Source organism: Rhodococcus sp. LW-XY12 (genome assembly GCF_019317345.1).
In the GTDB taxonomy this organism is placed as follows: domain Bacteria; phylum Actinomycetota; class Actinomycetes; order Mycobacteriales; family Mycobacteriaceae; genus Rhodococcus; species Rhodococcus pyridinivorans.
Genome location: NZ_CP079225.1, coordinates 2,151,071 through 2,173,738, shown reverse-complemented (window position 1 = coordinate 2,173,738; position 22,668 = coordinate 2,151,071). Strand labels below are relative to the sequence as shown.

The following is a 22,668-nucleotide window of genomic DNA, read 5'->3' as shown; positions in this document are numbered from 1 at the left end:
GAACCTGAGGGATCCCTCATGTAGCGTGGATGTTGCCATCCCCCCGATGGTGTCGAACCCCAGCCATGACCCCCCATCCAAGGCTGGGGTTCAGCCATATCCGGACCCTTCTCCGTCTCGCGTCCGGGCTCGTGTCTCCGTCTCGCATCGACACGCGGGGCACCTGCCGTATCGTCCCGTCCGAGTGCTTCACTGGTGTGCATGTCCATGCCACCACTCGAAGAAGCAGTCTCCGTCGACGAGGCGGGCATCTGGGACGCCGAGGCAATCGCTCAGGTCGCCGCCGCGACCTTCCCGCTCGCCTGCCCTCAGGACGCCGCCGAGGACGACATCGCCGACTTCATCGAGCGCACCCTCAGCGCGGAGAAGTTCGCCGAGTACCTGTCCTCCCCCGAACGCATCGTTCTCGAGGCGCGCGCGGGTGAGGAGATCGTCGGTTATCTGATGGCAGTGGACGCCGCTCCCGAGGATCCGGCGATCGACGCGATGATCACGGCGCGGCCGGCGATCGAGATCAGCAAGCTGTACGTGATGCCGGGCCATCACGGTTCCGGAATCTCTGCGGCGCTCATGGATGCGATCGTCGCGCGGGCCCACACACTCGGGCGTGTGGGCCTGTGGCTCGGCGTCAACCAGGAGAACACCCGCGCCCGGCGCTTCTACGAGAAGCAGGGCTTCGAGGTGGTGGGCACGCGCACATTCGTCGTGGGGGCGCAGACGCACGACGATTTCGTCATGCAGCGCACCCTCCGAAGGGATGACGGCCGGTGAGCCGGTGATGGGGTGGAGGTCGACCCGGCGCGCATGAGCGCCGGGTATCCGATCAGCCCGCGGCAACCTCGAATCGGGACAGCGCCAGCAGACGGGACGTCGCGCGCAGGTACTTCTTGCGGTAGCCGCCCGCGAGCATCTCGGGCGTGAAGATCTCGTCGAGCTTGGCGCCGGAGACCGTCACGGGGATGCTCGCGTCGTACATGCGGTCGGCGAGGACCACCAGACGTAGGGCCACCGACTGGTCCTTCGCCGGGTGCACACCCTCGAGGAAGACGGCGGGGACACCCTCGACGAGCTTGCCGTAACGGGACGGGTGCAGCGTGCTCAGGTGCGCGCACAGCTCGTCGAAGTCGTCGAGCGTCGCACCCGGGATCGCGTCGGCGCGCTCGGTGAGCTCTGCCGAGTCGACCGGATCGGGTGCAGGCGGCAGGTCGCGGTGACGGTAGTCGGGGCCGTCGACGCGGATGGTCTCGAAGATCGACGCGAGCTTCTTGATCTCGCGCAGGAAGTCCTGTGCCGCGAACCGTCCCTCACCCAGCTGGCCGGGGAGCGTGTTGGAGGTCGCGACGATCGAGACGCCGCGGGCCGACAGTTCGGTCAGCAGGCGCGAGACGAGCATGGTGTCGCCCGGATCGTCGAGTTCGAACTCGTCGATGCACAGCACGCTGTGGTTCGACAGCTCCTCGACGGCCTTGTTGAACCCGAGGGCGCCGACGACGTGGGTGAGCTCGACGAACGTGCCGAAGGCCTTGGGCGCGGGTGCGCTGTGGAAGATCGAGGCGAGCAGGTGGGTCTTGCCCACGCCGAAGCCGCCGTCGAGGTAGAGGCCGGCCCCCTGCGGCTGGGAGCGGCGGCCGAACAGGCCGCGCTTGCCGCCGCGGATCTTCCCGATCTTGCCGACGAACTCCGCAGCGGTCGTCACCGCGGCCGCCTGGCTCGGCTCGTTCGGATCCGGAATGTACGACTCGAAGCTCACCTCGTCGAACATCGCGGGGGGCACCATCTGCGCCACCAACTGGTCTGCAGGCACCACCGGATTGCGGTCGACGAGACGTTCGTGCATCAGCCCAGGGTACGACCGCATCATGCTCGGATCCTCACTCGAATCCGGAATGCGACCTACTTCACACGGCGTTCACCTCGGCGTCATGCACCGGGAGGACACTTCGGATCGGCCGCTCGACCACCGGTTGCGCGCGGCCGCCGGTAAACCTGGCAGGCTGTGCGCATGCGCAGATCGGGAGTGATCGCCGCGATGTTGATCACGGTTGCCGCGGCGTCGACCGCGTGCGGAGCAGGACCGTCGATACGTCCCGACGTCGCCGTGGTGCGCGACGATCCCGGTGGCGCCGTCGACGGGACCCCGCAGGACGAGACCGAGGTACCCAAACTTCCGGTGCCGTCGGCCGAACCGGCGTGGCGGAACTGCACGGACGAGACGCTCTCCTCGTTCGACGCACCGCCGGGTGCCCAGGGCCTCGTTCTCGAGTGCGCGGAGGTCGTCGCCCCGATCGATGCGGCCGGCACCGTGACGGGCACCTTCCCGCTGGCAGTCATGCGCGCACGACTGCCCGACACCCCCACCGACGTGGCGCCGCTGGTTCTCACGACCGGCGCCGACGTCGCGTCGACGCGCGCACTGACCGCCATGGCGACCGGCGCGATGTCGGGTGCACTGGCGATGCGTCCGATCGTCGCGGTGGATCGGCGCGGGATCGGCAACTCGCTCGCGATCGACTGCATCTTTCCTGCTGATCGTCGCGGTCTCGGCGATCTCGGACAATTCGGCCGCACCGGCGATGCACCCGAACGCGTCGCCGATCTGGGTCGTCAGGCGACCGTCTCGTGCACCGACTACCTGCAGCCGCAGCAGCTGATGTTCGGCGCATCACACGCCGCCGACGACATCGAACGCCTCCGGCAGGCATGGGGCGTGGACCGGATCGGTCTCCTCGGGGTGGGGAACGGTGCGACGGTCGCGCTCGCCTACGCCGCCGCCTATCCGGGCGCGGTCGGCCGTCTCGTCCTCGACTCCCCCGCCGCGGCCACCGCCGACGCCGAACTCATGGCCGAGTCGCAGGCCCGCGGCGCGGAGGCCGCCGTCGATGCCTTCGCCCGGCAGTGCACCGCCCTCGACTGCGCCCTGGGCGACGATCCGCGCGCGGCGATCGAGGATCTGCACGAGCAGGCCACCGAGGGTGAACTCGCGCCGGTCTCGGCCAATTCCTTCCTCACGGCGCTGACGGGTGTCCTCGGCACGCCGCGCGCCGATCTGCAGGCCCGCGTCCGTGAGGTGGCGGACGTCCTCGCAGCCGCGCGGGACGGCGATGTCATGCCGCTCATCGAACTGGTCGGTGTGGCCGAGGAGAGGCTCTCGACGGACGGTCAGTTCGTCGCCCGGTGCAGCGACGGACAGCGCTGGCCGACCCCGACCCACGCGGGCGATCTCGCCCGGAGTTGGTCCACCCTCTATCCGCTGTACGGCGCGGATCTGGCGACGGGCCTGACGGCATGTGCGGCGTGGCCGAGCCTGCCTCCCCCGCCGCTGCCGGCGGCGCTCGACGTGCCCGTGCTCGTCTCCTCGGGGGCCGCGGACCCGGTCGTGGGCAATGCCGGCGTGGAGTCGGTGACCGGTGTGCTCACCGCAGGCGGTATCGCCTGGGCGTCACTGTCGTGGCAGGGTGCCGGTTACTCGGCGGTCCTGCACTCGGGATGCGTGCAGGCGCGGGTGGAGACCTATCTGTCCGACGGAGAACTTCCACCCAACGGGAGCCTGTGCCCCGCGTGACGTTCCCCGGTCGGGGGCAGGGCGTGTGCACGGGTCCGCAGGCCCGCGGTGTACCGTGCCGTAGTGTTCCTCAGAAGTCTCGAACCCCGGACCGCACGCACGACCGCCGAGGTGGTCAAGGCTGTGGTGTGGCCCCTGGCCATACTGACGGTTCTGCACCGGGTCGTAATCAAAGCGGTCAACGGGTTCCGGACGGACGACTTCACCCCGGTCTACAACGCCGCGCTGGCCTTCCTCAACCGCCGGCCGGTGTACACCGCCGAGTTCCAGTGGGTCGATCCCCACTACCTCTATCCGCCTTCCGGCACGTTGTTGATCGCCCCGATCGCGGTGATCGACCCCGAGCGGTCGCGGTGGTTGTTCATCCTCGCCAATGCGATCGCGATCCTCGTCGCGCTCTACCTGTTGCTGCGCATGTTCGGTCTGCGACTCGATTCGCCGATCGCGCCGGTGCTGGTCTTCGCCGCGTTCGCGTCCGAGACGGTGACGAACACGCTCGTCTTCACGAACATCAACGGTCTCGTCCTGCTCGGCGAGATCGCGTTCCTGACGCTGCTGCTCAAACGACGTGATCTGTGGGCGGGGGCTGCGCTCGGCCTGACCTTCGCCGTCAAACCGATCCTCGCTCCCCTGCTGTTGCTCCCGCTCGTGCGCGGACAGTGGAAGGTCTTCATCACCGCCGCGGGTGTCCCGATCGCGCTGACGATCATCGCGTGGCCCCTGTCGGTCGACGCGTGGCAGTTCGTCGAGCACACCGTGCCGTACCTGCTCGAGTCCCGCGACTACTTCAACAGCGCGATCGTCGGCAACGGCATGTACTACGGGCTCCCGGCCTGGCTGATCTTCGGTCTGCGGGCGGTGCTCGCGGTGATGGTCGCGGTGTCGGTGTGGTTGCTCTACCGCTACTGCCGCCACGACGAGGTGTTCTTCGTGTGCACCGCCGGCGGTGTGTTGCTCGCGGCTTCGTTCCTGCTCGGATCGCTCGGCCAGATGTACTACTCGATGATGCTGTTCCCTCTGCTGATGACGGTGCTGCTGCCGAACTCCGTGATGCGGAACTGGCCCGCCTGGCTCGCCGTCTACGGCTTCCTGAGCTACGACTCGTGGCTGTCGAACCGGTGGGTGGAGGCCGGGCGCGCGGCGGAGTACATGAAGACAACCTTCGGCTGGTCGCTGCTGCTCATCGTCGTCTTCGCCGTCCTGCTCGACCGTTACCTCGTCGCGAAGCGCGAAGGGCGCCTGGCGGACGGCATCGAGCCGTCGCACCTGCTCGAGGAGAAGCAGCCCGCACGGACGTGATCGTCCGTGCCGGTGCAGACGTGACGCGCGCGCCGAGCGCGGTTAGCGTGGAGATCATGACGTCTGCTCCTCGATCCGAACCCGCACCCAAGGTCGTCCACACCGACGAGGAATGGCGCGCGAAGCTCACTCCCGCCGAATTCGCCGTGTTGCGTCAGGCCGGCACCGAGCGTCCCTTCGTCGGCGAGTACACCGACACCGAGACCGAGGGCATCTACGAATGCCGCGCGTGCGGTGCCGAACTGTTCCGCAGCACAGAGAAGTTCCACTCCCACTGCGGGTGGCCGTCGTTCTTCGACCCCGCCGACTCCGACGCCGTGATCCTGCGCGAGGACAACTCGCTGGGCATGCGGCGCATCGAGGTGGTGTGCGCGACGTGCCACAGCCATCTCGGGCACGTCTTCGAGGGCGAGGGTTACCCGACGCCCACCGACAAGCGGTACTGCATCAACTCGATCTCCCTGCGCCTGGTTCGGTCGGAGTGATCCCGGCCGCGGCCAGCGCGGTCCACAGTGCGTCGTGCCGCTCGGTGGTCGGTGTCGGTTCGACGAGTTCGAACGCGCATCCGATCGACCGGGCGGCACCGTCCGCCTTCTCGCTGTCGCCGATCATCAGCGTCCGTCGCGGGTCGACACCGAGTCTGTCGACGGCGTGGCGGAAGATCTCCGGTTCGGGCTTGACGGCGCCCACTTCGAAGGACAGCGCGAACACCGACACGAGGTCGTCGATACCGAGCCGCGCGAAGGCCGGCCGCAGGTCGAAGGCGATGTTGCTCACCACGCCGACGGCGATCCCGTCTCCAGCGAGCGCCTCGATGACGGGGACGGTGTCGGGATAGACGGTCCAGCAGTCGGGGTCGGTCACCTTCTCGTAGAGCGCCTGTGCCTGTTCGGGATCGGCCACGCCCGATCTGCGCAGCACCGTCAGGTAGGCCTCGCGGTGCCAGCGCGGTTCGCGGTCGCGGTTGGTCCACGCGTGGTGCTCGTCGGCGTCCATCTCGACGGGCTGCCCGACGGGTTGCGTCAGCCGCCGCATGAGTTCGGCCTGCCGGTGCACGTCGAAGGGTCTGCCCTCGTGGTCGGTGACGTCCGCGAGCCAGCTCTCGTCCTCCTCGAGCCGGAACAGGGTGCCGGAGAAGTCGAACAGGACGGCATCGAAGGGGGTCTCGGCCATGTCCCGAGGCTAACGGCTGAGCGACAGTGGCAGGTCGGCTCGGCTAGATCTCCTCGAGCAGTCGCATCGCCGCCATCGCGGCGGGCCGGCCGCTCGCAGGGAATGTCCCGATGCGGACCGAGTCATGTGGCGCGAGGCTACCGACCGAGGGGCCGGTTTGCCACAATGTCTCGCATGGCTGAGACGGGTACGAGAATCCGGCGACACACGAAGCTGTCCGTCGTCGGCGCCGGGAGCGTCGGTACCGCGGTGGCGTATGCATGTCTACTCAGGGGTTCGGCAGACGCGATCGCGCTGTTCGACACGAACTCCGCGAAGGTGCGCGCGGAGGTCCTGGACCTGAACCACGGCACGCAGTTCGCGCCGTCGTGCCGGATCGAGGGCAGTGACGACATCGCGGTCACCGCCGGTTCCGATCTGATCGTCGTGACCGCGGGGGCCAAGCAGCATCCCGGCCAGTCGCGTCTGGATCTCGCGGCGGCGAACGTCGCCCTGACACGGGACCTGACTCCCGGCCTGCTGTCCGTCTCCCCCGATGCAGTGATCGTCTTCGTCAGTAATCCGGTCGACATCGTCACCCGCGCCGCGATCGCGGCGACCGGCGTCTCGGACGGCCGGATCTTCGGGTCGGGCACGGTGCTCGATTCCGGCCGGCTGCGGTATCTGCTCGCCCACCGCGCCGACGTCGCGGTCGAGAACGTTCACGCGTTCGTCGTGGGGGAACACGGCGACTCGGAGGTCGCCCTGTGGTCGAGTGCGACGATCGGCGGCGTGCCGGTGGAGTCCTTCGCCGTCGACGGACGACCCGTCTTCGGACCGGACACCCGCGCCGAACTCTTCGAGGAGGTCGTGCGCAGCGCCTACGAGATCATCCGCGGCAAGGGCGCCACGAATCTCGCGATCGGACTGTCGAGTGCCCGCATCGTGGAGGCCGTGCTGCGGAACCAGCGCCGGGTGCTCGCGGTGTCGACGCTGCAAACCGGGCGGCACGGCCTGCAGGACGTCTGCCTCTCGCTTCCCACCGTCGTCGACGCGCGCGGCGCGCACACCGTGCTCGAGGTGCCGTTGTCGTCGGAGGAGGAAGCGGGGCTGGCCGCCTCCGCGGCCACCCTGCGTGAGGTCCAGTCGTCACTCGGACTGTGACCGCTCAGCGCTGCCGGACGACCGGCGGATCGTAGGCCCGGATGGGCGGCAACTCGCCGTCGAACCGCTCGACGTCGACGAGCACGTGCTGCCCCGTGCATCCGTGGGACAGCGACGACGTGCCGACGTCGGGGGTGAGCACGTTCGCGTTCCCGTGCACGCACATCGATCCGGGATCGGACGGATCCAGCGGGTCGTACCAGGCTCCCGTCGCGAGCTGGACGACGTTCGGCAGCAGACCGTCGTCGAGGACCACCCCGGCGAGGCACGAACCACGATCGTTGAAGACGCGGACGATGTCGCCGGCTTCCAGACCTCGCGCGGCAGCGTCGTCGGGACGCATCCGGATCGGTTCACGGCCACGGATCTTCGACGCCTGGCTCACCGAGCCGTGATCGAGCTGCCCGTGCAGGCGCGTGGCCGGCTGATTGGCGATCAGGTGCAGTGGGAACCGTTCGACCCGCGGGGAGCCGAGCCATTCGTCGGGTTCGTACCAGGTGGGGTGCCCGGCGCAGTCGTCGTAGCCGAACGAGTCGATATCGGCGGAGAAGATCTCGAGCAGTCCGCTGGGAGTCCGCAACGGGTTCGCCGCGGGATCGGACCGGAAGTCCTCGAAGAGGGTCAGATCGTCCTCGGTCCGCATCCGGACCGGTCCGCCGTACCAGAAGTCGTCGAAGGGCGGCGGGTCCTCGATGCGCCGGTCGTCGGCGAGGACGAAACCGCGCCACTGCTCGTAGAGGTGTTCGAGCCACTCCCGGGAGGTCCGGCCCTCGGTGAACTGCTCGCCGAAGCCGAGGCGGTGGGCGAGAGCAGTGCAGGTGTCGTAGTCGTCGCGGGCGTCGGCGAAGCGTGGGACGGCAGCCTGCATCGCGACGAGCAGCGGATCGTTGCGCGTGCACGTCAGGTCGTCGCGCTCGAGCGCCGTGGTCGACGGCACGACGATGTCGGCGTGCTTGGCCATCGGCGTCCAGTACGGGTCGTGGACGACGATCGTGTCGGGCCGCTGCAGGGCGCGGCGGAGCCGGCCGATGTCCTGGTGGTGGTGGAAGGGATTGCCACCCGCCCAGTACACGAGCCGGATGTCCGGGAAGGTCAGGCGACGGCCGTCGTAGTCGAACTGCTCCCCCGGTCGCAACAGCAGGTCGGAGATCGCGGCGACGGGGATGAAGTCCTCGACGTCGTTGTTGCCCTGGAACAGGGTGGGCAGCGGATACGGGACGGGCGCGAGACCGGGTTCGTTCATCGAACCGTAGCCGTGGCCGAAACCGCCCCCGGGAACGCCGAGTTGGCCGAGCATCGCGGCGAGGGTCACGCCCGCCCAGGGCGCCTGCTCGCCGTGCCGCACGCGTTGCAGCGACCATGTGACCGACACCAGGGTGCGGCCACGGGCCATGCGTCGCGCGAGGTCGACGAGGGTTCCGGCCGGGATGCCCGACAGTCCGGCGGCCCACTCGGGGGTCTTCGGGACGCCGTCGGTGCGGCCGAGCAGGTACTCCTCGAAGCGGTCGTAACCGGTGCAGTAGCGGTCGAGGAACTCACGGTCGGCCAGACCCTCGGTGGCCAGGACATAACCGAGGGCGAGCATGATCGCGACGTCGGTGCCCGGCCGGGGCGCGAGCCACTCGTGCTCACCGTGCACGTCGCTGCGGATCGGGCTGAACGAGACGATCCGTCCGCCGCGGGCCCGCATCCGGTCGAGGGCGTCGCGGGTGGGGTGATCGCTCGTGCCGCCGTCGTTGACGGCGGTGTTCTTCAGCGGGATCCCGCCGAAGCACACCATCAGATCGGTCTCGCGGGCGATGACCTCCCAGGAGGTCGAGCGCGCGAACAGTTTCCAGTGGGTGCCTACGACGTGCGGCATGATCACGCCGGTCGCGCCGAGCGAGTAGGAGTGCACCGAGCGGGTGTAGCCGCCGAACATCTTCAGGAAGCGGTGCACCTGGCTCTGTGCGTGGTGGAACCGGCCCGGGGCGGACCAGCCGTAGGAGCCGCCGAAGATCGCCCGGTTGCCGTGCCGGTCCTTTACGCGCTGCAGTTCGCCCGCGAGGATCTCGGTGAGTTCGTCCCACGAGACCGCGACGTACTCGTCGTCGCCGCGTCGTGTGCTCGGTCCCGGTCCGTTCTCGAGCCAGCCGCGACGGACGGCCGGACCGGCGATGCGAGCACGGTGCCGCACCGATCCGGGGATGTTCCCCAGGATCGGTGAGGGGTCGCGGTCCCCGGCGTAGGGCCGCACGGCGACGACCTCGCCGTCGCGTGCCTGCGCCGAGAACATCCCCCAGTGCGCCATCTGGGAGAACAGACGACCTTCTCCCTCGGGTGGCACCGCGCTCGTCGAGGTCACGTCAGGGCAGCGACGCGACGAGGGCTTCGACGTCGACCCGCGGTCCGGTGAAGAAGGGGGTCTCCTCCCGGACGTGCAGGCGCGCGTCGGTGGCACGCAGGTCGCGCATGAGATCGACGATGCGGTGCAGTTCCGGCGCCTCGAAGGCGAGGATCCACTCGTAGTCGCCGAGCGCGAAGGCCGGAACGGTGTTGGCGCGGACATCGGGGTAGCCGCGGGCCGCCATGCCGTGGTCGGCGAGCATCTTGCGACGCTGCTCGTCGGGCAGGAGGTACCACTCGTAGGACCGCACGAAGGGGTACACGCACACGTAGTTGCCCGGCTCCTCCCCCGCGATGAAGGCGGGCAGGTGGCTCTTGTTGAACTCCGCGGGTCGGTGCAGTGCGGTGTTCGACCAGACCGGGGTGCTCGCGCGGCCGAGGATCGTGGTGCGCCGGAAGTCGGCGTACAGCTTCTGCAGATCCTCGATGTGCTCGGCGTGCGTCCAGATCATGAAATCGGCGTCCGCGCGGGTGCCGGCCACATCGTAGATACCGCGCACGATCACGTCGGTGTCGTCGAAGCGGGCGAAGAACGCTTTCGCGTCCTCGATCGCCGCGGCGCGGTCGTCGCCGAGGACGCCGGGCCGGACCTGGAAGACCGACCACATCGTGTAACGGAGGGTGGAATTGAGCTTGTCGTAGTCGAGACGTGCCATGACGTTCATCCTTCCATTCGTGCAGTCAGGCGTGCGGCTGCAGCCGTGCCTGTTGCGACACATGCGGGTACACCCACACCGTGCAGCATCGCGCCGGCGACCTCGAGTCCGTCGATCCCTGCGATCTCGGCCTCGAAGGCGGCGACGATCTCGCCGTGGTGTTCGCGGTACTGCGGCAGCCCGCCGTGCCACCGCTGCACGAAGGCGGCCACCGGTTCGGCGTCGACTCCGGTGACGGTCGCGAGATCCGCGCGGGCCAGCGCAATCAGGTCGGCCTCGGACGCGTCGACGAGCGCGTCGTCGCCGAACCGTCCGAACGACGCACGCGCGAGTGCGACGGGACGTTCGGCGAGGTGCGGCCACTTGCGGCTCGACAGCGTGAAGGCCTTCGCCGACAGTTCCTCCCCCGTCGCGACGAGGATCCCGGAGTTCTGCGGCAGGCCGGCGTCGTGCGGCAACGCGAGCGCGACCACCACCGACGAGGCGAGCGGGATCTGCGCGACGCACTGCGCGGCGGATCGGACACTGTCGGAGAGCAGCCGGGCGGCGTCCGGGGCGGGCACGGCGAGCACCACACCGTCGACCTCGCCGAGCGGATCGACCGACCACCGGCCACCGCTGCGCTTCAGTCCGGATGCGGCTGTGCCGTAGAGGAACTCGGCGTCGGCCTCACGGACGAGGGCTTGGATCAGCACGCCGTAGCCCTCGCGCAGCGTCCCGAAGACCGGGGCGTCCGACTTCGGGGGCAGAGCGCGGGCGACGGCGTCGCTCAGGCTCGTCGCGCCGGCGTCGAGGGCCGCGGCGAGCGTCGGGACGGTGGCACGGACACCCGCGGTGTCGGACAGCCCCGAGTACACCCCACCGAGCAGCGGGTCGACGCTGCGCTGCACCACCTGCTCACCGAAGCGGGATCGGACGAGATCCGCGACGGAGACGTCGGAGTCCCGGTCCCAGTGGAACGGCACTGTGGGTTCGGCGGCAATGCGCGCCAGGGTCTCGTCGTCGACGAGACCCTCCACGGCCTGCGCCGAGGCGGGGATGCCCATGAGCGTGCCCGCCGGCAGCGGATGCAGTCGCGCGTCGGCGTACAGGAGCGGACGGGCAGCCGAGGGGTGGACGATGTGGGCGCTCAGGCCGAGTTCCTCGACGAGCGCGACCACCTCGGGTCGGCGTGCGATGAACGCCTCGGCGCCGACGTCGACAGGATCACCCGCGAGCGGGACCGTGCGGAGCTTGCCGCCGAGCCGCGACGATCGCTCGAGCACGACGATGCGGGCGGCGGCGCCGAGCGAACGACGCAGCCGATACGCGGCGACGAGCCCGCTGATCCCACCGCCGACGACCGCGACCGTCGGCGGGGTCACAGCGAATGCACCAGCTCGACCACTCGGGTGATGGCATCGGGATCGGTGTCGGGCAGCACGCCGTGACCGAGATTGAAGATGTGTCCGATGGCGCCGGCCTCGAGAGCACGGTCGGCCTCGGCGACGATGCGGCGCACCTCGCGTTCGACGACCTCCCGGCCCGCGAACAGAATCGCGGGGTCGAGGTTGCCCTGCAGGGCCTTGCCGGGGCCGACGCGGGTCGCGGCGACGTCGAGCGGGATGCGCCAGTCGACGCCGACCACGTCGGCGCCCGCCTCACCCATGGCGCCGAGGAGCTCACCGGTGCCGACACCGAAGTGGATGCGCGGCACCCCCGCACCGGCGATCTCGGCGAAGACACGCTCGGAGTGCGGCAGGACGTACTCGCGGTAGTCGGCGAGCGAGAGGGCGCCGGCCCACGAGTCGAAGAGCTGGACGGCGTCGACACCGGCGCCGATCTGCGCGCGCAGGAAGGCGATGGCGACGTCGGTGAGCTTGCCGAGGAGGGCGTGCCAGGTCTTCGGGTCGGCGTGCATGAGCGCCTTGGTGCGCTCGTGGTTGCGGCTCGGGCCGCCTTCGACGAGATATGAGGCCAAGGTGAAGGGCGCGCCCGCGAACCCGATGAGCGGGGTGTCGCCGAGTTCGCGGGTCAGCAGACCGACCGCGCGGGCGACCGCTCCGACCTCCTCGGCCTCGAGGGACGGCAGCGCGGCGACATCGGCGGCGGTACGGACGGGGTTCGCGACGACCGGGCCCGTCCCGGCGACGATGTCGAGGTCGATACCTGCCGCCTTGAGCGGGACGACGATGTCGGAGAACAGGATGGCAGCGTCGACCTTGTGCCGCCGCACCGGCTGCATCGTGATCTCGCAGACCAGTTCGGGGTCGAAGCACGATTCGAGCATGCCGATCCCGGCCCGGATCTCCCGGTACTCGGGCAGGGAGCGGCCGGCCTGGCGCATGAACCACACGGGCCGGTGGGCCGGCTTCTCACCGCGCGCGGCCGCCAGCAGGGGCGCATGGGGCAGGATCCTCCGCGCGGGGTACTCCGCGGGCACCGCAGATCCGACGTTCGTGTTCTCCAAGCCGGTCATCGATCCTCGTTCTTCGGGCACTGCGCGCCGTCGCGCAGGGCAGCGTCTGCCGGGTCGCACACAGGACGTGTGGTCCGGACCCGCTGCCCATGCTGCCACGCCCGTGCCGTTCGCCGGAATCGGCGCGCCTCCCGCGTGCGGTGCGTCACCGGCACTAACCTCCGCCTGGTGACCACCTCGCCCGCCGAGCCGGCCCGCTTCCGTTCCGCAGTCGATGCGATGAACGCGGCCACCGTGCGCCCGGAGATCGAGGTCGGGCCGATCCGACCCCCGCAACGGCTCGCCCCCTACAGCTACGCACTGGGCGCCGAGGTCCTGCACGACGAGACGGACCGGGTGCCCGAGCAATCCGAGGGCGACGCGTTCGGCCGCCTCATCCTTCTCTACGACCCCGACGGCGACGAGGCGTGGCACGGGACCACCCGGCTCGTCTCGTACATCCAGGCCGACGTCGACGAGAGCCTGGCAGCGGACTCGCTGCTGCCGGAGGTCGCGTGGAGTTGGCTCGTCGACGCCCTCGCCGCGCACGGTGAACCGCTCACGGCGCTCGGCGGCACGGTGACCGCGACGACCTCCGTGCGGTTCGGGGACATCGCGGGCCCGGGACGCGCCCACCAACTGGAACTGCGCGCGTCGTGGACTCCGCAGTCCGACATGCTGACCCCGCACGTGGAGGCGTTCTGCGACGTCCTCGCATATGCCGCGGGTCTGCCTCCGGCGGGGGTCGCGCGACTCCAGCGGTGAAAACCTGCGCAATCCGACCGGATTTCTAGAACCTGTTCTACTCTTGATCCATGCAGCGTCTCAGCGGGCTCGATGCCGGTTTCCTCTATCTCGAGACCCCCAGTCAGCTCCTCCACATCTGCGGGCTGATCGTGCTGGATCCGTCCACCGTCCCGGGCGGCTACGACTACGTGAGCCTGCGCAACGAACTCGAAGCGCGCCTCACCGCCGTACCCCAGTTCCGGATGAAGCTCGCCGACAGCAGGTTCAACCTCGACCATCCGGTCTGGGTCGACGACCACGACTTCGACCTCGACCGGCACGTCCACCACGTCGGCGTGCCCGCCCCGGGCAGCCGGACCGAGCTCGCGGAGCTGTGCGGACACATCGCCGCGCAACCGCTGGATCGCTCCCGGCCGCTGTGGGAGATGTGGTTCGTCGACGGTCTCGACGACGGCAGGATCGCCGTCATCGCGAAAATGCATCACGCCGGGGTGGACGGGGTCTCCGGTGCCGCGCTCATCGCGCAGCTGTGCAGCCTCGACCCGGCCGATCCCCGGCCCGAACCGGTGCAGTGGGGTGCCGGCGACGCGAACGATCTCGCCATCGCGATCGCCGGAGCCCTCAACGTGGCGCGCCGGCCTCTCCACCTGCTGCGGATCCTTCCCGGCGCGGTCACATCGCTGACCTCCTGGATCGCCCGCGCACGACGCGGCGACGCCATGCCCGCGCCGTTCACGGCGCCGCGCACCCCGTTCAACTCCACCATCACCGGACACCGCAACGTCAGCTTCGCCGAGCTGAATCTCGACGACGTGAAGCTGGTGAAGAACGTCTTCGGCGTCACCGTCAACGACGTGGTGATGGCGGTGTGCTCCGGTGCGCTGCGCCGATATCTGGAGCGGCGCGGCGAGCTGCCCGACTCCCCGCTCATCGGGATGATCCCGGTCTCGGTCCACGGCAGGTCGGATCGGCCGGGACGCAACCAGGTCTCGGCGATGTTCGCCGACCTTCACACCCACATCGCCGACCCCGCCGAGCGGCTGCGGGCACTCTCGGAAGCGAACGCGGTGTCCAAGGAGCACAACGCCGACCTCGGCGCGAACCTGCTGCAGGACTGGTCGCAGTTCCTCGGCGCGGCCGTGTTCGCCCCCGCGATGCGTGCCTACGCCGGACTGCGGCTCGCCGACCGGCATCCGGTGATCCACAACCTCGTTATCTCCAACGTGCCCGGACCTCCCGTCCCGCTGTACTTCCTGGGCGCCCGCATGACGGCGATGTACCCCTTCGGCCCGATCTTCCACGGCGCAGCGCTCAACATCACGGTGCTCTCCCTCGACGGCAGGCTCGACATCGGTCTGATCTCGTGTCCCGATCTCGTCCCCGACCTGTGGGAACTCGTCGACGACTTCTCTCCCGCCCTCGAGGACCTCATCCTCGCGGCGGGTGCGGAGAACGACGACATCCTCACATCGGATGTGGAGCGCGACGATGTCGTCTCGCAGGAGAGGTGACGGTGTTCTGAGGGGAGTTCGCGAGGCGTCGAGCGGGTCCGTGCGTGTCCACCGATCGGACGTTCCGGACAGGAACGGAATTGCACACGGGGACGACACCGCTAGAGTCACGCCCATGCCGGCACAGAACGACGAGGACGAGCAGAAGAGCACGAGCGTGACCACGGTGCCGCTCCTCGAACCCCGCGACGGCGTCCCGGAGGTCGTCACCACGGCGCGCGGGGTCGCCGACGCGGCAGCGATGCTCGCGCAGGGACACGGCCCGCTCGCCGTCGACGCCGAACGCGCATCGGGCTACCGCTACTCCGGGCGCGCCTATCTCGTACAGCTCCGTCGTGACGGCGCCGGCACGGTGCTGCTCGATCCCATTCCCACGCGGGACGACCTCGCTCCCCTGACCGAGGTGATCAACGACCTCGAATGGGTCCTGCATTCCGCCGACCAGGATCTCCCCGGCCTGGCCGAACTCGGACTCCGTCCGGCGAAGTTGTACGACACCGAACTCGCCGGTCGTCTCGCCGGATTCCCCCGCGTCGGTCTCGCCGCGATCGTGGCCGAGACCCTCGGCCTCGAACTGCGCAAGGGCCACGGTGCGGCGGACTGGTCGACGCGACCGCTTCCCGACTCGTGGCTCAACTACGCCGCGCTCGACGTCGAACCACTCGTCGAACTCCGCGACGCGATGGCGAGCGAACTCGAGCGGCAGAACAAGACCGAGTGGGCCGCTCAGGAATTCGAGCACATCCGGCTCGCGGGGCCGCCCGCTCCGAAGCCCGATCGGTGGCGGCGCACGTCCAAGATCCACGCGATCAAGGACCGACGCCGCCTGGCGATCGTCCGGGAACTGTGGACCACCCGCGACGAGATCGCCGCCCGGCGTGACATCGCCCCGGGGCGCATCCTTCCCGACTCCGCGATCATCGCCGCCGCGGAGGCGAATCCCACGAGCGTCGAACAGTTGCAGGAGCTTCCGGTTTTCGGCGGTCCGCGGCAGCGGCGTTCCTCCCGTGCGTGGTTCAACGCGATCGAGCGGGCCCGTGCACTGCCGGAGGACCGGCTCCCACCTCTCACGCCGCCCCTGACCGGGCCTCCCCCGGCCGGCCGGTGGTCGCGTCACCACCCTGAGGAGGCCGCACGTCTCGCCCTCGCGCGCGGCGAACTCACCGCTCTGAGCGAGGAAGTCGCCGTTCCCGTCGAGAACCTGATCAGTCCCGAACTCGTTCGGCGCCTGTGCTGGGACTGGGACGTCTCCGACGGGGCCGACGTCGAGGAGTACATCGACGGCCGCTTCGCCGAGGGCGGGGCACGGCCGTGGCAGCGCGCGCTGACCGTGCCGCGACTCGCGAAGGCCCTGACGGCGGAGAACTGATCTCCGCCGTCTGCTCTGCGTGCCATCTACTTCCGGCGGCTGCCGCGTCCTGGACATCACATCGAGGCCGAAGAACCGCTCGTACACGTCGCGGCCGCCGTGGAACATCACCGCGGCGATCCACAACTGGAGCCTCGGATCGAAGGCGTTGTATCCGTCGGAGCGGACCGGTGCGTGGGCGCGGTCGACGAAACGCACCACCCTGCGCCGTTCCTCGTCGTCGCCGAACGCCACGAGGAAGATGTACGCGCTCGTGTTCCGGAAACGTGTGACGGGATCGATGAGCGCCCTGCTGTGTTCCACCACCCCGTGCTCTACCGGAGGCAGAGCGATCTCCATGAGGAACCTCCGGGTGAGGTCGGCGGGAACGCCGCTTCACCCACCACACCCCGTACGGTCGCGTCCGGTCGTCGCCGAGTCATGGAACGGGACTGTATTTCCAGATCGCACGGTGTCAAGCGGAGGTCCTCACCGCTTGGGAAGGTCGCAGACAGAGCGACGGCGCGGAGAGAATATTTCTTAACTTCTTACCCACTCGGAGGCGTCGCCACACTCCATGCCGCGTTCGAAGTCCGCCTTGTGGGCGAGTTCTCGCCGGAAACGTCGAGTCGGCCGTTCACCCCGGCGTAATGTTCCCCTGAAGAGAACACACTGTGTCCAACCCTTTTCCCGCTCTCGCGGCCAGTCCGATCCAGGAGTTCCTCGGTGACCCAACCATCGACCGCACACGCCGCGAAAGTCATCGCCGTGACCGTCGCGGCGGCCGTGGGCGGTTTCCTGTTCGGCTTCGACAGCTCGGTCATCAACGGCGCCGTCGACTCCATCCAGGACAACTTCGCGCTCAGTTCGTTCGTGACCGGTTTCGCCGTCGCCATCGCCCTGCTCGGCTGTGCCGTCGGCGCGTGGTTCGCCGGACGCCTCGCCGACAGTTGGGGCCGCAAGCGGGTGATGCTCCTCGGCTCCGCCCTGTTCGTCATCTCGTCGATCGGGTCCGGTCTGGCCTTCAGCGTTCCCGATCTCATGCTGTGGCGTGTGCTCGGCGGCCTCGGCATCGGTATCGCGTCGGTCATCGCACCGACCTACATCTCCGAGATCGCACCCGCTCGCTACCGTGGCGCCCTCGCATCACTGCAGCAGCTCGCCATCACTCTCGGCATCTTCGCGGCCCTGCTGTCCGACGCGGTGCTGCAGAACGCCGCCGGTGGAGCGTCGAACGAGCTGTGGTGGAATCTCGAGGCCTGGCGGTGGATGTTCCTCGTCGGCGTCGCGCCTGCCGTCCTCTACGGTGTACTGGCGCTGACGATCCCGGAGTCCCCCCGCTACCTCGTCGGCAAGGACATGGACGAAGAGGCTGCGGCCGTCCTGGCCAACGTCACGGGCGAGCTCCGGCCCGACGAGCGTGTCCGCGAGATCCGGTTGACGCTGCGACGCGAGTCGAAGGCGTCCTTCGGCGACATCCGCGGCCCGGTCTTCGGTCTGCAGCCGCTGGTGTGGGTCGGCATCACGATGGCCGTCTTCCAGCAGTTCGTCGGTATCAACGCGATCTTCTACTACTCGACGACACTGTGGAAGTCGGTGGGCTTCACCGAGAACCAGTCGTTCACGACCTCGGTGATCACCGCCGTGATCAACGTGGTCATGACGTTCGTCGCAATCCTGTTCGTCGACAAGATCGGTCGCCGTCCGCTGTTGATGACCGGTTCGATCGGCATGTTCGTCAGCCTGCTGCTCGCCGCGATCGCCTTCTCGCAGGCGGTCGGCAGCGGTGAGGACGTCGAACTTCCGGCACCGTGGGGTGCGCTCGCCCTCGTCGGCGCGAACGCCTTCGTGATCTTCTTCGCCGCCACCTGGGGTCCGATCATGTGGGTGATGCTCGGCGAGATGTTCCCGAACCGCATGCGCGCGGTGGCCCTCGGTATCAGCACCGCCGCCAACTGGATCGCGAATTTCACGGTGACACTGGCGTTCCCACCACTCACCTCCGCGGTCGGCCTGTGGTTCCTGTACGGACTGTTCGCGTTCTTCGCCCTGCTGTCGTTCTTCTTCGTCAAGGCCAAGATCCCCGAGACCAAGGGCATGGAACTCGAGGAGATGCAGAGCTAACCGATACAGACGCCAGGGGCGGTATCCGGATCACCGGATACCGCCCCTGGCGTTTGCTCACCTGCGTCGGTCGGACTCAGCCCGCTTCGCGGTCGGACTGCTCGACCGCCGACGGTCGCGATCGCTCCTCGGGTTCGCTGTCGAGGCCGGCGACCCAGCCGGTGACCTGACGCGCCACGTCCTGGGCAGTCAGACCGAGTTCGGCGTGGATCTCGTTGCGGGAGGCGTGATCGAGGAACTTCTGCGGCACCCCGAGATCGCGGGCGGGCACGTCGACGCCGTTGCGGCGCAACGCGGCGGAGACCGCCGAGCCGACACCACCGTGGAGGCCGCTGTCCTCGATTGTGACGACGATCCGGAAGCCGCGTGCGAGGTCGACCACCGCGTCGGGCACGGGGAACACCCATCGCGGGTCGACGACCGCGGCGTCGATGCCCTGCCTGGAAAGACGATCGGCGACGTCGAGTGCGAGACCGGCGAAGGCGCCGACCGCGACGATCAGTGCGTCGCCGCGCCGCGACGACGGCATCCGCAGCACGTCGACCGTGCCGTCGAGACGTTCGATCGCCGGGATGTCTTCTCCCACCGAACCTTTGGGGAACCGGAGGACGGTCGGGCCGTCGGAGACGTCGAGCGCCTCACCGAGTTCCTCGCGCAGTGTCGCCCCGTCGCGCGGAGCGGCGACCCGGATGCCGGGAACGATGCCCAGCAGGGACAGATCCCACATACCGTTGTGGCTGGCTCCGTCGGAACCCGTGACACCCGCGCGGTCGAGCACCACGGTGACCGGCTGCCGCAGCAGCGCGACGTCCATGAGCAGCTGGTCGAACGCGCGGTTGAGGAAGGTCGAGTAGACGGCGACGACGGGATGCATTCCGCCGAGCGCGAGACCCGCCGCCGACGTCACCGCGTGCTGTTCGGCGATGCCGACGTCGAAGGTGCGCTCGGGGAACCGTTCGCCGAACTTGGCGAGGCCGGTCGGTCCGGGCATCGCGGCGGTGATCGCCACGACGTCCTCCCGCTTCTCCCCCAGCGCGATGAGTTCGTCGGAGAAGACCGACGTCCAGTCGGGAGCGGAGGCGGACTTCGCCCGGCCTGTGCGCGGATCCATCACGCCGGTGGCGTGCATCTGATCGGCGAGATGGTTCTCGGCGGGCGCGTAGCCCGCTCCCTTGCGGGTGACGGCGTGGACGAGGACCGGACCGCCGTACGCCTTCGCGCGACGCAGCGCCGATTCCATCGCCTGCTCGTCGTGCCCGTCGACCGGGCCGAGATACTTGATGCCCAGATCGGTGAAGAGCACCTGCGGGCTGACCGCGTCCTTCACACCGGCCTTCATGCCGTGCAGCACCGAGTAGGCCGCCGAGCCGATCCAGGGGATCCGCTTGACGATGCGCCGACTGTTGTCGAGCACCTTCTCGTAGCCGGGCTTGAGGCGCAGCGCCGCGAGGTGCTCGGCGAGACCGCCGATCGTGGGCGCGTAGGAGCGGCCGTTGTCGTTGACGACGATCACCATCGAACGGTTCTGCCCGGCGGCGATGTTGTTGAGCGCCTCCCAGCACATACCGCCGGTCAGCGCGCCGTCGCCCACCACGGCCACCACGGTCCGATCGGACTGTCCGGACAGCGAATAGGCCTTGGCGAGTCCGTCGGCGTACGACAGGGCCGCCGAGGCGTGCGACGACTCGATCCAGTCGTGTTCGCTCTCCGCGCGGCACGGGTAGCCGGACAACCCGCCTTTCTGCCGGAGACCGTCGAACTCGTCGCGACGACCGGTGAGGATCTTGTGGACGTAGGCCTGGTGACCGGTGTCGAAGAGGATCGGATCGCGTGGCGAATCGAACACCCGGTGCAGAGCGATGGTCAGCTCGACGACGCCGAGATTGGGACCGAGGTGACCCCCGGTCGCCGCGACCTTCTCGACCAGGAATTCCCGGATCTCCCCCGCGAGCTCGGTGAGCTCCACAGGAGAGAGTCGACGTAGATCGTCGGGCGACTGGATGCGGGACAGAACACCCAACTGGAACAGCTCCCTCCGGCTCGTGCCTCACGCTCGTCGCGCGAGTGATTTCCTCAGTCTACGGAGCGCGGGAACGGAGCGTCTCCCGCCACCGCCTCGCTTCCGCGTGATCTCCTGGTCACCGGCGGACGGATCGTCCGCCGGTGAGCGAGGTCACCCTCACGAGGAGATGTCGGCGCGATCGGCCGGCGACTTCTCCTCGACGAGGTCGATGGTGGTGCGCAACGCCTGGTTCGGGATCAGCACCACTGCCACCAGGGTAACGACCGCGAACGCCGCCGCCACGAGGAAGAGGGTCGCCGTCGCGTCGCCGTAGGCGGCACGGATGACTTCGGCCACCGGCTCGGGCATCTGGGAGAAGTCGAGGCTTCCACCCGATCCGCCGCCGGAGGTGTCCACACCGAGCTTCGCGAGACCGTCGGCGGAGATCGTCGCGACACGGGACGCGAGGATCGAACCGAGCACCGACACACCGATCGCGCCACCGAAGGTGCGGAAGAAGGCGACCGAGCTGCTTGCGGCGCCGATGTTGCGCACGCTCACGGTGTTCTGCACGGCGAGGACGAGGTTCTGCATCAGCATGCCGGTGCCCAGACCCACGATCGCGATGTACACGCTGATCAGCGTGAGCGAGGTGAGGTGGTCGACAGTGCCGAGCAGGCCGAAACCGACCATCTGCAGGATCGCGCCGCCGATCAGGAAGCCCTTCCACTTGCCGAAGCGCGTGATGAGCCCACCGGAGAGCATCGACGAGACGAGCGTGCCGGCGACCATCGGGATGGTGAGCAGACCGGCGACCGTCGGGCTGTAGGCCCGCGAGGTCTGGAAGTACTGGCCGAGGAAGGTGGTGGCGCCGAACAGACCGATACCGACGGCCACGGACGCGATGATCGCGAGACCGGTGGTGCGTTCGGTGACGATCTTCAGCGGGATGATCGGATCGGCGACCTTCGTCTCGACGATCAACGTCGCGACGAGCAGGACGATGCCGGCACCGACGTACAGGGCGGACTCGACCGAGATCCACTCGTAGTAGCCGGCCTTGCCGGCGAAGGACACCCAGACGAGCAGGACGCTCACCGCGGCGGTGATGAGCGTGGCGCCGAACCAGTCGATGCTCACGTTCTCCTTGCGGACGGTCGTGACATGCAGCGTGCGCTGCAGCAGGATCAGCGCGACAACGGCGATCGGAACGCAGACGTAGAAGCACCAGCGCCAGCCGAGGAGGTCGACGATGACACCACCGAGCACGGGTCCACCCGACATGGCGACGGCCATGACGGCGCCCATGTAGCCGGAGTACCGGCCACGCTGGCGGGGCGGGATGATGCTGCCGATGATCGCGACGACGAGAGCGGTCAGACCACCCATGCCGATGCCCTGGATCACGCGGGCGGCGAGCAGGACCGGCACGTTGTGCGCGATACCGGCCAGGACCGAGCCGATCACGAAGACCAGGATCCCGAGCTGGACGAGCAGCTTCTTGTTGAACAGGTCGGCGAACTTGCCCCAGATGGGCGTCGACGCGGCGTTCGCCAGCAGCGCCGTCGTGATGACCCAGGCGTACTGGGTCTGCGTGCCGTTCAGATCCGCGATGATCGTCGGCAGGGCGGTCGAGACGATGGTGCTGCTCAGCAGCGCCGTGAAGAGGGCGGCGAGGAGGCCCGACAGCACGACGAGGATCTCGCGGTGCGTCATCTGCTCCTCGGCTGCCGGAGCATCCGGCTGCGCTCCCTGTCCGGAGACTGTGGTCATGAATTGGTCCTTCGAGTATCGATGACGAGCGGAGCCAGGGAGGAGGTGAGACGTTCGAGCGTCGTGATGGCGCCTGCGATCTCGTCCTCGTGCCAGTCCGAGAGTTCTGCGGAGAGCCGTTCGGTCCGGCGCTTCTTCACGATGTCGAGGATCTCGATACCCGCGACCGAACAACTCACCCGATGAGCACGACGATCGTCGGGATCGGGATGTCGATCCACGAGGCCTCGCTCGACGAGTTCGGCGATCTGTCTGCTCAACGACGACTGGCTGACGCACATTTCGACGGCGAGCTCGCTGGGCCGGCACTCCCCCATCCGTGCGAGCACGAACAGCACCGCGACGAGCGCGGAAGGAAGCACATCGGTGTCGTGGTGCACGAGTGCACCGCGCAGCGTGCGACCGAACATGAAGATGGCGTCGGCGAGTTCGTGGGCCTGAGCCTTTTCCGGCACAGCGAACCTCCGTCGGAGTGAACTAATTGATTACGTCATGCAACTATACAGAT

The 22,668-nt window shown here is 68.7% G+C and carries 18 protein-coding genes and 1 pseudogene; 9 read left to right on the top strand and 10 right to left on the bottom strand.

Annotated elements, in window-relative coordinates; all coding sequences use genetic code 11:
- Nucleotides 1-201 precede the first annotated feature (201 nt).
- Nucleotides 202-771 carry an N-acetyltransferase gene (locus tag KXC42_RS10240; RefSeq protein ID WP_071934848.1) on the top strand — a complete coding sequence of 190 codons (570 nt, stop codon included), beginning with the start codon at nucleotides 202-204 and terminating at the stop codon, nucleotides 769-771.
- Between the two features lie 52 nt (nucleotides 772-823).
- On the opposite strand, the gene zapE is transcribed toward KXC42_RS10240, so the two are convergent.
- Nucleotides 824-1,837 carry a cell division protein ZapE gene (gene zapE, locus KXC42_RS10235; RefSeq protein WP_006551373.1) on the bottom strand — a complete coding sequence of 338 codons (1,014 nt, stop codon included), beginning with the start codon at nucleotides 1,835-1,837 and terminating at the stop codon, nucleotides 824-826.
- A 165-nt stretch (nucleotides 1,838-2,002) separates the two neighbouring features.
- On the opposite strand from zapE, the gene KXC42_RS10230 reads away from it, so the two are divergent.
- The 3 genes from KXC42_RS10230 to msrB all read left to right on the top strand — a co-directional run bounded on the left by KXC42_RS10230 (nucleotide 2,003) and on the right by msrB (nucleotide 5,346).
- On the top strand, nucleotides 2,003-3,562 hold the full coding sequence (locus KXC42_RS10230; protein WP_257606099.1) for an alpha/beta hydrolase: 1,560 nt from the start codon (nucleotides 2,003-2,005) through the stop codon (nucleotides 3,560-3,562).
- 63 nt (nucleotides 3,563-3,625) lie between these two features.
- Nucleotides 3,626-4,861, top strand: a complete 1,236-nt coding sequence (locus KXC42_RS10225; protein ID WP_230809471.1) for a glycosyltransferase family 87 protein — start codon at nucleotides 3,626-3,628, stop codon at nucleotides 4,859-4,861.
- A 56-nt stretch (nucleotides 4,862-4,917) separates the two neighbouring features.
- Nucleotides 4,918-5,346 carry a peptide-methionine (R)-S-oxide reductase MsrB gene (gene msrB / locus KXC42_RS10220; RefSeq protein ID WP_033096717.1) on the top strand — a complete coding sequence of 143 codons (429 nt, stop codon included), beginning with the start codon at nucleotides 4,918-4,920 and terminating at the stop codon, nucleotides 5,344-5,346.
- Here the strand turns inward: msrB and KXC42_RS10215 are convergent.
- Nucleotides 5,309-6,034 (bottom strand): HAD family hydrolase, encoded by a 726-nt coding sequence (locus KXC42_RS10215; RefSeq protein WP_019289229.1) that lies wholly within the window; start codon nucleotides 6,032-6,034, stop codon nucleotides 5,309-5,311. The two genes, msrB and KXC42_RS10215, sit on opposite strands and share 38 nt — an antisense overlap.
- 174 nt (nucleotides 6,035-6,208) lie before the next feature.
- Here KXC42_RS10215 and KXC42_RS10210 point away from each other — a divergent pair, with 174 nt between their 5' ends.
- Nucleotides 6,209-7,177 carry an L-lactate dehydrogenase gene (locus tag KXC42_RS10210; protein ID WP_219130270.1) on the top strand — a complete coding sequence of 323 codons (969 nt, stop codon included), beginning with the start codon at nucleotides 6,209-6,211 and terminating at the stop codon, nucleotides 7,175-7,177.
- Between the two features lie 4 nt (nucleotides 7,178-7,181).
- On the opposite strand, the gene KXC42_RS10205 is transcribed toward KXC42_RS10210, so the two are convergent.
- Genes KXC42_RS10205 through hemE form a run of 4 tightly spaced genes read right to left on the bottom strand, consistent with a single transcriptional unit; the run spans nucleotide 7,182 to nucleotide 12,676 of the window.
- A complete protein-coding gene (locus tag KXC42_RS10205; RefSeq protein WP_024100735.1) occupies nucleotides 7,182-9,467 on the bottom strand; it encodes a molybdopterin-dependent oxidoreductase in 2,286 nt (761 codons plus the stop codon).
- 55 nt (nucleotides 9,468-9,522) lie between these two features.
- Nucleotides 9,523-10,218, bottom strand: a complete 696-nt coding sequence (gene hemQ, locus KXC42_RS10200; protein ID WP_024100734.1) for a hydrogen peroxide-dependent heme synthase — start codon at nucleotides 10,216-10,218, stop codon at nucleotides 9,523-9,525.
- Nucleotides 10,219-10,223: 5 nt separating this feature from the next.
- Complete coding sequence (locus KXC42_RS10195; RefSeq protein WP_019289226.1) at nucleotides 10,224-11,582, bottom strand: protoporphyrinogen oxidase; 1,359 nt, start codon at nucleotides 11,580-11,582, stop codon at nucleotides 10,224-10,226.
- Nucleotides 11,579-12,676 carry a uroporphyrinogen decarboxylase gene (gene hemE, locus KXC42_RS10190; protein WP_219130269.1) on the bottom strand — a complete coding sequence of 366 codons (1,098 nt, stop codon included), beginning with the start codon at nucleotides 12,674-12,676 and terminating at the stop codon, nucleotides 11,579-11,581. Before hemE ends, KXC42_RS10195 begins: the two co-directional genes overlap by 4 nt.
- Nucleotides 12,677-12,844: 168 nt before the next feature.
- On the opposite strand from hemE, the gene KXC42_RS10185 reads away from it, so the two are divergent.
- The 3 genes from KXC42_RS10185 (at nucleotide 12,845) to KXC42_RS10175 (ending at nucleotide 16,282) form a co-directional block, all read left to right on the top strand.
- The gene (locus tag KXC42_RS10185) at nucleotides 12,845-13,420 is read left to right on the top strand and encodes a DUF3000 domain-containing protein (protein WP_026061620.1); all 576 of its coding nucleotides are present in this window, start codon (nucleotides 12,845-12,847) and stop codon (nucleotides 13,418-13,420) included.
- Between the two features lie 50 nt (nucleotides 13,421-13,470).
- Nucleotides 13,471-14,913: a wax ester/triacylglycerol synthase family O-acyltransferase gene (locus tag KXC42_RS10180; protein WP_219130268.1), complete on the top strand. Its 1,443-nt coding sequence runs from the start codon at nucleotides 13,471-13,473 to the stop codon at nucleotides 14,911-14,913.
- A 115-nt stretch (nucleotides 14,914-15,028) separates the two neighbouring features.
- On the top strand, nucleotides 15,029-16,282 hold the full coding sequence (locus KXC42_RS10175) for a ribonuclease D (protein WP_039587065.1): 1,254 nt from the start codon (nucleotides 15,029-15,031) through the stop codon (nucleotides 16,280-16,282).
- Between the two features lie 123 nt (nucleotides 16,283-16,405).
- Here the strand turns inward: KXC42_RS10175 and KXC42_RS27170 are convergent.
- Nucleotides 16,406-16,621, bottom strand: a pseudogene (locus tag KXC42_RS27170) (oxygenase MpaB family protein); the annotation flags it as partial.
- Between the two features lie 366 nt (nucleotides 16,622-16,987).
- Between KXC42_RS27170 and KXC42_RS10165 the strand changes: the two are divergent.
- Nucleotides 16,988-18,385: a sugar porter family MFS transporter gene (locus tag KXC42_RS10165; RefSeq protein ID WP_024100730.1), complete on the top strand. Its 1,398-nt coding sequence runs from the start codon at nucleotides 16,988-16,990 to the stop codon at nucleotides 18,383-18,385.
- Between the two features lie 76 nt (nucleotides 18,386-18,461).
- Here KXC42_RS10165 and dxs read toward each other — a convergent pair whose 3' ends face one another.
- The 3 genes from dxs to KXC42_RS10150 all read right to left on the bottom strand — a co-directional run bounded on the left by dxs (nucleotide 18,462) and on the right by KXC42_RS10150 (nucleotide 22,615).
- Nucleotides 18,462-20,405, bottom strand: coding sequence for a 1-deoxy-D-xylulose-5-phosphate synthase (gene dxs, locus KXC42_RS10160; protein ID WP_084222380.1), 1,944 nt, complete (start codon nucleotides 20,403-20,405; stop codon nucleotides 18,462-18,464).
- Nucleotides 20,406-20,564: 159 nt separating this feature from the next.
- Nucleotides 20,565-22,160, bottom strand: coding sequence for an MDR family MFS transporter (locus KXC42_RS10155; RefSeq protein ID WP_219130267.1), 1,596 nt, complete (start codon nucleotides 22,158-22,160; stop codon nucleotides 20,565-20,567).
- Complete coding sequence (locus tag KXC42_RS10150) at nucleotides 22,157-22,615, bottom strand: MarR family winged helix-turn-helix transcriptional regulator (RefSeq protein ID WP_006551357.1); 459 nt, start codon at nucleotides 22,613-22,615, stop codon at nucleotides 22,157-22,159. The genes KXC42_RS10155 and KXC42_RS10150 overlap by 4 nt, the downstream gene beginning before the upstream one ends.
- Nucleotides 22,616-22,668 lie beyond the last annotated feature (53 nt).